We start from the raw sequence: 12,628 nt of genomic DNA on the forward strand, positions 1-12,628 counted from the left end.
GGTCTATGTGTACCGGTCAGGTTTGACGGGCGGCCGCCTGTGACGCGGCCTTCGTCGGCGATGCCTGCTCGACGGGCTTGACGGCGCTATCGGGCGTGAACTGCGCGGCGTTGTCGACGATCACGCGCTCGCCGCCCGCGAGACCGCGCGTGATGCGCCAGTCGCGGCCGCTCATCTGGTCGGCGACGACCTCGACGTCCTTCACCTTGCCGTTCGTGCCGACCACGCGCACCGACGTGCGATCGGCCGTACGCAGCAGCGCATCGCGCGGCACGAGGATCGCGCGCTGGTCGACGGCCGCGTCGAGCGCGATCCGCACATATGCGCCCGGCAACAGCTCGCGTTCGGGATTCGGGAACAGCGCGCGCATCGCGACGGTATCGGTGGTCGGATCGACCGCGAGATCGCTGAACAGCAGCTTGCCCTTCAGCGGATACGCGGTGCCGTCGGCGCGCAGCAGCGTCACCGTGACGTCGTGCTGCGCGATGCCCGTCGCGCGCCCGCTTTTCACCGCGCGGCGCAATGCGTCGACGTCGGCCGCCGGCTGCGAGAAATTCACGTAGATCGGATCGAGCTGCTCGACGGTCGTGAGCGGCGTCGCCTGGTCCTGGCCGACGAGCGCGCCTTCGGTCACGAGCGCGCGCCGGGCGCGGCCTGAAATCGGCGCGGTGACGGTCGCATAGTCGAGCTGCAGTTGCGCGCGGGCGAGCTCGGCCTTCGCGGACGCGACGTCGGCCTTCGCCTGCGTGTCGTCGGCGACGGCCTCGGTGTGATCGCGCTCGCTGACCGCGCGGTCGCGCACCAGGTCGTCGTAACGGCGGCGCTTGTCGCTCGCCGCGAGCGCGGCGGCCTGCGCCTTCGCGAGCGCACCCCGTGCGGCGTCGCGCGCGGCCTTCAGCGGCGCCGGGTCGATGCGGAACAGCACCGCGCCCTGCTTCACTTCCTGGCCTTCCTCGTAAGTCCGCGCGGTCACGATGCCCGCGACCCGCGCGCGCACTTCCGCCTGCCGATACGCGTCGAGCCGGCCCGGCAATTCGACGGTCATCGGCACGGCCGTCGGACGCACCGTCACGACCGTCGCGTTCTGAATGGCCTCCGGCGCGTTGTCCTGTTCGCCCTTTCCGCATCCGCTCGCGGCCAGCGTGGCCGCGAGCGCGAACGACGCCAGCCGAAGGCGGCGCCCCAGGGAGCGTTTGTTATTCATGTTCTGACCTCGGATCGTTCGCCGCCGATACAATGCGGCGGCTCAGGGTGGCCGATTATAATCAGTCACGACTGATTAAATGCAGGCGGTTGCAATCCGGCCGCCACACTGTCTCAATAAAACGACAGCGAACTGTAAGGAAATTCACGACATGGCCCGCAAGACCCGGGAAGAATCGCTCGCCATCAAGCACCGGATCCTCGACGCCGCCGAGCTCGTGCTGCTCGAGAAAGGCGTCGCGCAAACTGCGATGGCGGACCTCGCCGAGGCCGCCGGGATGTCGCGGGGCGCCGTGTACGGCCACTACCGCAACAAGATGGAAGTGTGTCTCGCGATGTGCGACCGCGCGTTCGCACGCACGTCGGAAGGGTTCGACGCGGTCGACGGCCTGCCCGCGTTCGCCACGCTGCGCCGCGCGGCGTCGCATTACCTGCAGCAATGCGGCGAGCCGGGCGCGATGCAGCGCGTGCTCGTGATCCTCTATACGAAGTGCGAGCAGAGCGAGGAGAACGGCGCGCTGCTGCGCCGCCGGATGTTGCTCGAGCTGCAGATGCTGCGCATCACCAAGGCGCTGCTGCGCCGCGCGATCGCGGCCGGCGAGATCGCCGCCGATCTCGACGTGCATCTCGCGGCCGTCTATCTCGTGTCGCTGCTCGAAGGCGTGTTCGCGTCGATGATCTGGACCAACCGGTTGCGCGGCAACCTGTGGAACGACGCGGAAGCGATGCTCGACGCCGGTTTCGACGCCGTCAGGACCTCCACCGCACTGCGCGTGCGCGCGCAAAAATTGCCTGTCTGACGAAAAGCCGCGCAATAAATGCTGATTTAACCCGATTTACCGCAGTGCGAAACGAATGAGCTGACCCTCTTTAAAATTTTTAACGTTTCGCGGAACATCGGTAGACTGACGCTGTCATCTTTCTTTAGCGTCTTCGTGATAAACCGGGTTCGACCCGGAAAGTTCACGCCGCCGTTCGAAGCGGGCCTCCCCGCGAGTTGGGTCGAACGGAAACGACACAGGCCCCTGGCGGGGCCTGTTTTGTTGCACGCCCGTCGCCCGCCCCGTCGCCACCCGACGGACATGCCGCCGATGGTTCCCGCCCACACCTCTTTGAACCGCTTTCCTGGATGTGGACACCTTTGGTCAAGCCTGCCGCAACTCCTGATGCTTTCGCGCCCGGGCGCGCGCAGCGCCTCGTGCGCGCGCTCGTACCGGCCGCCGTGCTCGGCGCCCTCGCCGCCTTCGGTCTCGCCGCCGCGCTGCCGGCCGTCTCGCAACTGCCGGGCGCCGTCGATTCGGGCACGGCCGCGCTACCGCAGCGCGTGCTGTCCGACACGCCGTTTCCCACCGCACAGCATTTCGTGACGAGCGAACTCGCGCGCACGCTCGGCGAGCGCAACGAACTCAACGAACTCAATGAACGCACCGACCGCAACCTGCAGCCGGGCCTGTTCGCACCGCTCAGCGCGCACCGCAACGACATGCTCGGCTATACGAGCCTGTTCCAGCTCGCACCGCCCGAACAGCAGCACGGGATGCGCGCGGGCGACATCGAACTCACGCTGTCCGATACACTGAACCGTCTCGACGTGCCGCCCGAGGTGCGCATCCAGCTCGGCGACCTCGTCACCGGCAAGGTCGCGATGCGTGCCGGCGCGCAGCGCGGCGACTACTACCGCGTCGCGTACGACACCAACAACGGCACGCCGCACCTCACCGCACTCGAGCTGCGCGTCGCGGGCCGCACGTTCGGCGCGATCTGGTTCCGCGCACCGGGGGCCGACCACGGCGCGTACTACACGCTCGACGGCGCGCCGCTCGAGGCGGCCGCATTCACGATGCCCGTCAAGTGGACGCGCATCAGCTCGTTCTTCGGCGAACGCGTCCACCCGCTGTCGCAGGCGATGGCGTTCCATACCGGCGTCGATCTCGCCGCGCCGTCCGGCACGCCCGTCAATGCGGCGGCCGACGGCGTCGTGTCGTTCGTCGGCACCGATCCGGGCGGCTACGGCCACTACGTGGTCGTCGATCACGCGGACGGTTATTCGACCTACTACGCGCATTTGTCCGCGTTCGCGCGCGGGCTGAAGAACGGCGAAACCGTGAAGCAGGGCCAGCGCATCGGCTCGGTCGGGATGACCGGCGCGGCCACCGGCCCGCACCTGCACTTCGAAGTGCGCGTCGCGAACGATCCGGTCGATCCGCTCGTCACGCTCGCGAGCGCGCAGACGGGGCTGTCCGACATGCAGCTCACCGCGTTCCGCCAGGAAGCGGCGCAATGGCGCTTCCGCCTCGCGTCGATCAGTACGACACCGTTCGCATTCGCGCAGAGCGACGGCCCGCTGTGGGGCGACTTCGCGACCGGTCCGTCGACGCTGCGCGCGGTCTTCGAGACGCACTACAGCGCGTCCTGACGCTGGCGCGCCGAAGCGCAGCCGCACCGAAGCACCATCACGCCCGTCGCCGCTCGAGCAGCGGCGACGCGGCACGCAGGCCATCGATCCTCATCACCGGCAATTTGCCGCATGCATCGCACGCGGCACGCCGTCACCGCGCGGCTCCCGTGCGCTCGGCCGTCGCCTGCGCGATGCGCGCCGCACGCGGGCGGCGCGACAGCAACCAGCGCGCCGCGCCGTCGAGCGACGTGCACAGCACCAGATAGAGCGCTGCGACGAACAGGAAGATCGGTGCCGGATACACCATCAGCCGGTTGTTCACCTGCGTCGCGACGAACGACAGTTCCGGCACGCCGACGATATACGCGAGCGACGTGTCCTTCACGAGCGCGACCCACTGGTTGACGAACGACGGCGTCATGATCCGGATCGCCTGCGGCAGCAGCACGTAGCGCACCGTCTGCCAGCGCGTGAGCCCGAGCGACAGCCCCGCCTGCCACTGCCCGTCGCCGGCCGCGACGATGCCCGCATGCACCGCATGCGCGAGATACGCGCCGCCGATCAGCGCCAGCGCGCACACGACCGTCGCGAGCCCCGGCACGTCCATGTGCAGCAGCATCGGCATCAGGAAATAAGTCCAGAAGATCAGCATCAGCACCGGAATCGCGCGGAAGAAGCCGATGCACGCGAGCAGCAGCACGCGCAGCGGGCCGCGCGCGAGCGCCATCGCGACGCCGAGCGCCACGCCCAGCACCGCCGATGCGATGGCCGACGCGATCGCGAGCACGAGCGACAGTGCGGCACCGCCGAGCGGGCCGTCCGGAAACGCGCCGACGAGCAGGTACGGCAGGTTGTCGAGCAGCAGCGAGAGATCCATCGTCACCGCCCCGCGCCGAGCCGGTCGCGCCATTGCGTGGCCGCGTAGGCGCCGGCCTCGATCGCGGCCACCGCGACGACGTACAGCACGGTCGCGACACCGAACGCGGCAAAGGTCTTGAATGTCTCCGTCTCGACCTGCCGCGACGCATACGACAGCTCGGCGACACCGATCGCCATCGCGAGCGACGAGTTTTTCACGAGATTCATGTATTGGCCGAACAACGGCGGCAGCGCGATGCGCACGGCCTGCGGCAGCACGACGTAGCGCAGCGACTGCATCGGCGTGAGGCCGAGCGCCGCGGCTGCATCATGCTGCGCACGGCGCACGCCGCGCAGCCCGGCTTCGCACTCCTCGGCGACGAACGCGGCCGTGTACGCGCTCAACCCGACCCAGCCGGCGACGAACTCGAACGACGGCCATGCGAGCGTGAGCGGGCCCGCGCTCAGTTGATGGCGCGCGTTCAGCCATGCGACCCATGTCTCGGGCAGCAACGACGCGACGCCGAAATACCAGAACAGCAACTGCACGAGCAGCGGCGTGTTGCGGAATGCGACGACATAGCCGGCCGCCAGCGTGCGCGGCGCCGTGCCGCGCGCATGCCGCATGACGGCGAGCAGCAGCCCGCCGACGGTCGCGGCGAGCGCCGCCGCGGCCGCGAGGCCGAGCGTCAGCAGGAAACCCTGCCAGAGCCAGCACAGATATTTGGGAGCCAAGCCGAGCATGCAGTGGTACGGGCGCGAATCAAGCGATCAGGAAAACGGACAGCGCCGCGATCCCTGCGCACCGGCACGGCCGGCGGCAGGAACGCGGCGCATCCTGCATGCGACTCAGGTCTTGTCGCCGATGCGGAAGATGCGCGTGAGCGGCGTCTTCGTCGTCGGACCGAACCACGCGTCGTAGATCTGCCCCGCGCGGCCGGTCGCCTCGAGCCCCTTCAGCGTGTCGTTCACGAAGCCGAGCAGGCGCGTCTCGCCCTTCGGCACGCCGACGCCCATGTAGTCGTTCGAGATCGTGAATGCCGGGATCTCGTAGTTCTGCTTGTCGGGCACGTTCGCGAGCAGGCCGATCAGTTTCGGCCCGTCCTGCGTGATCGCCTGCACGTTGCCGGCGCGCAGCGCGGCGAACGCGAACGGCGTGTCGTCGTACGCGACGATCGTCGCCTTCGGGAATTTCTCGCGCAGCGTGATCTCGTTCGTCGTGCCCTTGTCCGCGCCGACGCGCAGGTTGCTCAACTGGTCGGCCGATTTCAGCACGCCCTTCTTCGCGAGAAACTGCTGGCCCGACGAGAAGTACGGGATGCTGAAGTCGACCTGCTTCGCGCGCTCGTCGGTGATCGTGAAGTTCGCGAGGACCAGGTCGACCTTGCCGGAGGTCAGGAACGGAATGCGGTTCGCGGGGTTGGTCGGCTGCAGCTGCAGCTTCACGCCGAGCTTGTCGGCCAGCGCCTTCGCATAGTCGACGTCGAGGCCGACGATGTGATTGCTCTTGCCGTCGACATAGCCGAACGGCGGATTGCTGTCGAAGGTCGCGACGCGCAGCACGCCGGCCTTCCTGATGTCGTCGAGGCGGTCCGCGTGCGCGACCGTGCCGGCCGTGACGAGTGCGGCCCCGACGAGCCACGTAGCGAGAGTGTGGAATTTCATGAGCACGACCTGATTCGATTTGTTATGAAGGCCGCCACGGATCGCGCGGCGGCCGGTTCGAGGAACATCGCGACGCTGTGTGTCGTCGCGAAGCCGCTAACGTATCAGCGCGGGCGGCGATTCCGAACCAACAAATGGTGCTTTGCTCTGCGGCTTTCGTGATGAGGCGTGCCGGCCGCGGGCGCCGCGATGCGCGGCCCCGCCCCGCCCATCATCCGGCGAGCGCCGTCGCGGCCTCGTCGAGCGGCGCGACGACCTCCACCTGCTTCAGCGCCGGCGACGCATGGCTGGCGTCGCGCGTAACGACCTTGCGTGCGCTCGTCCGTGCCGACCTCCGTTGCCGGTTCTCCGGCGCGATCATCCGGTCCGCGCTCGAGATCGGGTACCACGACGGTTTCACGCGCCACGCGGGCTCGCCGATCGTCGACGCGAACCTGCCTACCTCGGCATGGACGGCCCGTCACGCGACCCCACCCCGTCGTGGCCGACGGGCGGCGCGGCGCACAAAAAAAGACGCCCGCTGCACGCAGCGGGCGCGAATCCCAGTCAAGGAGGTGTCACACGAACTACGGGTTCAGATTAAGGAAATCGCTCGCCACGGACAACGAATCGATTGCAATATCGATATGACGGGACCCGCTCACGCCGGCACCTCGCGGGTCGCGCAGTGGATGCCGCCGCCGCCCGACGCGATGCCGAGGATGTCGACCTGCACGATCGCCCGGCTCCCCGCATATGGCCGGATGGCGGCGATGGCGGCCGCGTCGGCGGCGGAGTCGTTGAACTTCGGCATCACGATCGCGCCGTTGCACGTGTAGAAGTTGAGGTAGCCGGCCGCGAAATGCGACATCTGGCGTTCGTTCAGGCGCGTGCCGGCCGACGTGCCGAAATCGACCGGCGGCACGAGCTCGACGATCTGCAGCGGCCGGCCGTTCGCGTCGGTCTGCCCGGCCAGGCGTTGCCGGTTGGCATCCGTCAACGCGCGTTCGCCGGTCGAATTCGACACGTCGTGACAGCACGCGACCACCCCGGGCGCGAGAAAGCGCGCATGGAAATCGACGTGGCCGTTCGTGATGTCGCTCTCGCCGGCCGGTGTCGCCACGCCGCCGGCACCGCCCACGCCGCTGCCGCCCGGATAGGTCGCCGTACCCGGCAGCCAGATGATCTTGCGCACACCGAGCGTGCGCCGCAGTTCGGCGAGCACGGTATCGCGGGCCGTCGGCAGCAGCGTCGCGCGGGCGACGACGCCATTCGGGATGTCGAACAGCTGCGGATTGCGGTTCACGTGCAGCACGGCCGACTCGGTGAGGATCGCCGTCGCGTCGCCGTCGAATTCGATCGCACCGCCTTCGAGTGTCAACGTGCTGCGGATCAGGTTCGCGCCGCGGGTCCGCGCCATCCAGCCCGCCACCGCGCTGTCGCGGCCGAACGGCTGGAAGAACCGTCCCGCCTTCGACCGGTTGCTCGTGGCCGTGACCTGCGGCGGGATCGTCGCCCCGGCGCTCAGGCCGACGCCATCGGTGTTCGCGTTGCCCCAGCCGTTGAAATTGAAGCCGACCGCATTCAGCGCATTGCCGTTCGCCGTGTCCCTGACGAACAGGCAACCCGTGTCGCGCACCCAGAAATCGTCGAAGCCGTCGGCGAGCGACACGAGGTTGATCCCGCCCGTGCCTGCGGCGCGGGCCGCATAGCGCGCATGCAGGTCCGGGTTCGCTGCGCTCGCGCTCGCGAGCAGCGCGCGGGCCGCGTCCAGGTCGACCGGCAACACCAGCATGTCGACCGGCTCGGTCGCGCCGATCGCCTTCGCGACGTCCATCAGGTCGGCCCGAACGCGGTCGATCCCGGCATCCGTGCCCTGCGGCGCGACGGGCGTCCAGATGCCGTCCGCGCCGGACGCGAAGGCCATATAGGTCGACGCGTGCGGCGCATCTTCGGCCGGCAGCCGGTACACGGCCTGCCGGGCCGACGGTGTCGTGCGCGGGGCGGCAGCCGCGTCGGATGCGCCGTCCGCGCCGCCGCACGCGGCCAGGCTACCCAGCAGCGGCATGCCGAGCCAGGCGGCCGAATTCCGGATGAATGCGCGTCGGCCGGTGTCCGGCAGGTGCGGTGCGCGCTCGTCTGCGCGTGCGCCGCGGCTCGTTTTGGTCATGTATTCGATTCCATTGCGCGGTCGGCGCGCAGGCAGCCATGCCGGCTTCCGTCCCGCGCGACCGATTCCGCATTTTTTGTCAGGAGTCCGGAAAGACAAAAAATGCAGGCGGCGGACGGGCCGGTCACGAAAACCGGCCCGCGGCCTCGTTCAGGCCGGTTGCTGTTGCGTGGTGCAGTGGATGCCGCCGCCGCCCGCGGCGATGCCGTCGATGTTCAGCTGGATGACGTCACGGCCGGGAAACAGGTCGACGAGCGTGTCGCGCGTATTGCGGTCGGCGCGGCTGTCGCCGAATTCCGGCGCGATCACCGCGCGGTTGCACACGTAGAAGTTGATGTAGCCCGCCGCGAACTCCGCGTTCTCGTACTGGTGACGAACACGCTTCGGCCCCGGCAGCACGACGACCTTCAACGGACGGCCCTTCGCGTCGGTGGATTTTCGCAGGATCTCCAGGTGCTGCCGCGTCACGGCATGATCGTACGACGACGGATCCGGGTCGAGCCCGGCCACCACGACGCCCGGGCTCGTGAAGCGCGCGTAGAAGTCGGTATGCCCGTCGGTGATGTCCTTGCCCGCGATGCCGGGCAACCAGATGATCTTCTTCAGCCCGAGCAGACGGCTCAGCTCCGCCTCGCACTGTGCCTGGCTGACGCCCGGATTGCGGTTCGGATTGAGCACGCAGCTGCGCGTGACGATCGCCGTGCCCTCGCCGTCGACCTCGATCCCGCCGCCTTCCAGCACCAGCCGCGTGTCGATCGGCCGCGCGCCGGCACGCTCGGCGACGAACGGCGCGACTTCCGCGTCCTGCTCGTGTTCCTGCTTGTTGCCCCATCCGTTGAAGTTGAAGCTCACGCCGCCGAGCGCGCCCGACGCGTTCTTCACGAACACAGGCCCCGTATCGCGCATCCACAGATCGTCGACCGGATGCTGGACCAGCTCGACCGCCGAACCGCACAGGCGCGACGCGATCGCGTAGTCCTGCGCGCGCACCAGCATCCTGAGCGGCTCGTGCGCGGCGATCGCCTTCGCGACCGCGGCGAGGTTCTCGCGCACCACGGGCAACAGCCGCGCGCCCCAGATGTCCTCGCTCGGGCCGAATGCCATCCAGGTCGCCGTGTGCGGCGCCCCCTCGTCCGGCATGTGCCAGGTCGCGCCCTGCTGCGCGTGTGCGGTGCGGCCGAGCAGCCCGCCCAGCGCGCCGGCGGCCAGCGCCGCGCCCGAGACGGACAGGCCGCGTTTCAACAGTTGACGTCGTGTGGTCATGGCATTCCTTTTTCTCTTGCCGATTGCTTCGATTGCTTCGATTGCTTCGATTGCTTCGATTGCTTCGATTGCTTCGATTGCTTCGATTGCTTCGATTGCTTCATGGTGTGCCGTTTCACGGTCGCGCGGTCTTGAAGCCGAGCCAGGTCCGCCCCTCGACACGCATCGCGGCCGGCGATTCGGCGATCGGCGTGAACAGCGTGCGCCGCGTCGCCTCGCCCGGATAGATGCCCGGGTCGCGCACCAGCGCCGGATCCATCAACTTCAGCGCACCCTGGTTGGCATTCGCGTAGCGCGTCGAATTCGAGATCTTCGCGATCACGTCCGGCCGGAGGATGTAGTTGATGAACGCATGCGCGTTGTCCGGGTGCTTCGCGGCGGCCGGAATGACCATCGCGTCGAACCACATCAGGCTGCCGATGCGCGGGATGTCGTACACGATGTCGCGCTTCGGATCGCGGCCGATGTAGCGCAGCGCCAGCGGCAGCACCGTGCTCGCGGAGTCCTGCAGGCCCAGCCCGCAGGTCGCGGCGACGCGCGCCGCGATCGCCGGGTTGAACAGCAGGTCGAGACTGTCGGCCGGCATGTCCTTGCCGAGTATCGCGCGGATCCTGGCGCGGTCGTAGCCGACGCCCACGGTGCCCCACATGTACGGCACGCCGTACTGGTTGCCGGGATCGGACTGCGCCATCTGCTTCAGCAGCGACGGATCGAGATGCGTCAGGTTCGGCAGCCGGCGCTTGTCGAGCTTGCGATACACGCCGGCCTGGATCTGCCTCGCCATGAAGTCGTTGGTCGGCCAGACGAGGTCGTAGCCGCTGTTGCCGGTCAACAGCTTCGACTGCAGCGTCTCGTCGCTGTCGTACGCGTCGTAGCGCACCTTGATGCCGGTTTCCTTCTCGAACGCGGACACGGTATCCGGTGCGAAGTAATTGCTCCAGTTGTACAGGTTCAGCACCTTCTCCTCGTCGGCGCGCGCCGCGCCGGCCAGCACGCACAGCGCAAGGCCGGGCACCGCGACGCGCAGCCATCCTTTCCGTTTCATCGCGGCTCCCTTATCGATAACAGGACGACACGCCGTCGCTGGTGAGCAACGTGCGATACATCTCCGGGCGGCGATCGCGGAAAAAGCCCCACGATTGCCGGTCGGCGCGGATCGCGTCGAGATCGAACGCATGCACGAGCACGGCTTCGTCGGTGCGGTTCGCCTCGGCCTGCTTCTCGCCGGTGTGATCGGCGATGAAGCTCGATCCGTAGAACTCGCCGGTGAGCCCCTGCTGCCGCGGATTGCCGTTGCCGAAGCCCGTTTCGCGGCCAATCCGGTTGGCGGCCACCACCGGCACCATGTTGGCCGCCGCGTGGCCCTGCATCGTGCGCTGCCAGTGGCCGGCGGAATCGAACGCGCTGCTGAACGGCTCCGAACCGATGATGGTCGGAAAGCACAGGATCTCGGCGCCCATCAGCGCGAGACAGCGCGCCGTCTCCGGATACCACTGGTCCCAGCAGATGCCGACGCCGATCCGGCCGAAACGCGTGTCCCACACCTTGAAGCCGGTGTCGCCCGGCGTGAAATAGAACTTCTCCGTATAGCCCGGCCCGTCCGGGATATGCGTCTTGCGGTAGACGCCGAGCACGCGCCCGTCGGCATCCGCCACGGCGACCGAGTTGTACGCGGCATTGCCCGCGCGCTCGAAGAAACCGATCGGCAGCACGATGCCGAGTTCGCCGGCCAGCGCTGCGAAGCGGGCGATCTGCGCGTTGCCTTCGAACGGCTGCGCGAGTTCAAGATGACGCACGTTCTGGTCGAGGCAGAAGTACGGCATCGAGAACAGTTCCGGGCACAGCACGAGATTCGCGCCCCGTGCGGCGGCCGCGCGGATCAGGCGCTCCGCGGTGGCCATGTTGTCTTCGAGATTCCAGCTGCCCGACGCCATCTGTACGGCGGCGACGGTGATGTGTTGGGACGGCATTGCATTGCTCCTCGATGGGACCGGAAACCGCGGGCGGCACGTCGGTCAGTTGGCGACGGCAGGCTGCTGCTGCGTCGAGCAGTGAATGCTGCCGCCGCCGATCGACAGCGTCGGAATCGGCAGCATCTCCACGCGACGTCCCGGGAACGCGCGACCGAATGCGTCGCGCGCGGCGGCGTCCTGCTCGACGCCGAACGCGGTCACGATCACGGCCCCGTTCACCAGGATGTAGTTCGCGTAGCAATCGCAGTAGCGCTCGGAGCCGAAGCGTTCGCTGACGATCGGCGACGGCAGGTCGAGCAGCTCGAAGCGGCGCCCTGCCGCATCGGTGGCGAGTTCCAGCGCGCGGCGGTTCTCGCGCATCACGCGGAAGTAGTCGCCCTGCTCCGGCAGCGCGGTCTGGCACAGCATCCGGCCGGGCGCGATGAAGGACGCGATCCCGTCGACATGCCCGTTCGTCTCCACTTCATCGGGATTGCCCGGCAGCCACACGATCTTCTCGACGCCCAGCATGCGCCGGAGCTCCGCCTCGATCTCCGCGCGGCTCAGGTGCGGATTGCGATTGGGATGCAGCAGGCAGCTCTCGGTGGTGACCAGCGTGCCCTGTCCGTCGACATGGAACGAGCCGCCTTCCAGCACCATGTGCGAATTGAAGATCTCGGCACCGGCCGCGCGCGCGATGTCCTGGCCGACCTGCTGGCAGCCGTCGTACGGCTGATACTTCTCGCCCCAGCAGTTGAAGCGGAACACCGCCGCGCCCAGCCCGTGCCGCTCGCTGACGAGGAAGATCGGCCCGCAATCGCGCAGCCAGTTGTCCTCGGCGGCAACCGGCAGCACGTCGACGCTCGCGCCGAGCAGTTCGCGCGCGGCGTCGGCCTGGCCGTGATGCGCGGCCACCACGCAGCGCTGGTAGCGCGCGATCGTCCGCGCGACCAGCGCGAACTCGCGGCAAACCTGCGCGTAATGCGTTCCCCACAGGTCCTCGCGACCGTCGTACACCGGCCATCCCAGCCACGTGGCATGCATGGATTCCCATTCCGCGGGCATCCGGTAACCGCGCTGGCGAGCATCAAAGCGACCCATCGATCAGCCTCCGTTGTGATTGATGGCCGATTGTGCGTC

Annotated in this window: 12 protein-coding genes; 2 read left to right on the top strand and 10 right to left on the bottom strand. The window is 68.2% G+C overall.

Annotated elements, in window-relative coordinates; translation table 11 throughout:
- Positions 1-16 precede the first annotated feature (16 nt).
- The gene (locus U5771_RS10545; protein ID WP_322023905.1) at positions 17-1,204 is read right to left on the bottom strand and encodes a MexX/AxyX family multidrug efflux RND transporter periplasmic adaptor subunit; all 1,188 of its coding nucleotides are present in this window, start codon (positions 1,202-1,204) and stop codon (positions 17-19) included.
- Between the two features lie 151 nt (positions 1,205-1,355).
- Here U5771_RS10545 and U5771_RS10550 point away from each other — a divergent pair, with 151 nt between their 5' ends.
- Positions 1,356-2,003, top strand: a complete 648-nt coding sequence (locus U5771_RS10550; RefSeq protein ID WP_322023906.1) for a TetR family transcriptional regulator — start codon at positions 1,356-1,358, stop codon at positions 2,001-2,003.
- A gap of 329 nt (positions 2,004-2,332) precedes the next feature.
- The gene (locus tag U5771_RS10555; RefSeq protein WP_322023907.1) at positions 2,333-3,619 is read left to right on the top strand and encodes a M23 family metallopeptidase; all 1,287 of its coding nucleotides are present in this window, start codon (positions 2,333-2,335) and stop codon (positions 3,617-3,619) included.
- 133 nt (positions 3,620-3,752) lie between these two features.
- On the opposite strand, the gene U5771_RS10560 is transcribed toward U5771_RS10555, so the two are convergent.
- From U5771_RS10560 to U5771_RS10600, 9 genes are all read right to left on the bottom strand, one after another.
- The gene (locus tag U5771_RS10560) at positions 3,753-4,478 is read right to left on the bottom strand and encodes an amino acid ABC transporter permease (RefSeq protein ID WP_322023908.1); all 726 of its coding nucleotides are present in this window, start codon (positions 4,476-4,478) and stop codon (positions 3,753-3,755) included.
- 2 nt (positions 4,479-4,480) lie between these two features.
- Positions 4,481-5,203 (bottom strand): amino acid ABC transporter permease, encoded by a 723-nt coding sequence (locus tag U5771_RS10565; protein WP_322023909.1) that lies wholly within the window; start codon positions 5,201-5,203, stop codon positions 4,481-4,483.
- A 105-nt stretch (positions 5,204-5,308) separates the two neighbouring features.
- Entirely contained in the window at positions 5,309-6,124 is an 816-nt protein-coding gene (locus tag U5771_RS10570; RefSeq protein WP_322023910.1) for an ABC transporter substrate-binding protein, read from the bottom strand.
- A gap of 211 nt (positions 6,125-6,335) precedes the next feature.
- Positions 6,336-6,524, bottom strand: coding sequence for a hypothetical protein (locus U5771_RS10575; protein ID WP_415859399.1), 189 nt, complete (start codon positions 6,522-6,524; stop codon positions 6,336-6,338).
- A 240-nt stretch (positions 6,525-6,764) separates the two neighbouring features.
- Complete coding sequence (locus tag U5771_RS10580) at positions 6,765-8,273, bottom strand: agmatine deiminase family protein (protein WP_322023911.1); 1,509 nt, start codon at positions 8,271-8,273, stop codon at positions 6,765-6,767.
- Between the two features lie 150 nt (positions 8,274-8,423).
- A complete protein-coding gene (locus U5771_RS10585) occupies positions 8,424-9,536 on the bottom strand; it encodes an agmatine deiminase family protein (RefSeq protein ID WP_322023912.1) in 1,113 nt (370 codons plus the stop codon).
- A 115-nt stretch (positions 9,537-9,651) separates the two neighbouring features.
- Positions 9,652-10,581, bottom strand: coding sequence for an extracellular solute-binding protein (locus U5771_RS10590; protein ID WP_322023913.1), 930 nt, complete (start codon positions 10,579-10,581; stop codon positions 9,652-9,654).
- 10 nt (positions 10,582-10,591) lie between these two features.
- The gene (gene aguB / locus U5771_RS10595; protein WP_322023914.1) at positions 10,592-11,506 is read right to left on the bottom strand and encodes an N-carbamoylputrescine amidase; all 915 of its coding nucleotides are present in this window, start codon (positions 11,504-11,506) and stop codon (positions 10,592-10,594) included.
- 45 nt (positions 11,507-11,551) lie between these two features.
- The gene (locus tag U5771_RS10600) at positions 11,552-12,589 is read right to left on the bottom strand and encodes an agmatine deiminase family protein (RefSeq protein WP_322023915.1); all 1,038 of its coding nucleotides are present in this window, start codon (positions 12,587-12,589) and stop codon (positions 11,552-11,554) included.
- Between the last annotated feature and the right edge of the window lie 39 nt (positions 12,590-12,628).

Source organism: Burkholderia sp. BCC1977 (genome assembly GCF_905339595.1).
Taxonomy (GTDB): Bacteria; Pseudomonadota; Gammaproteobacteria; order Burkholderiales; family Burkholderiaceae; genus Burkholderia.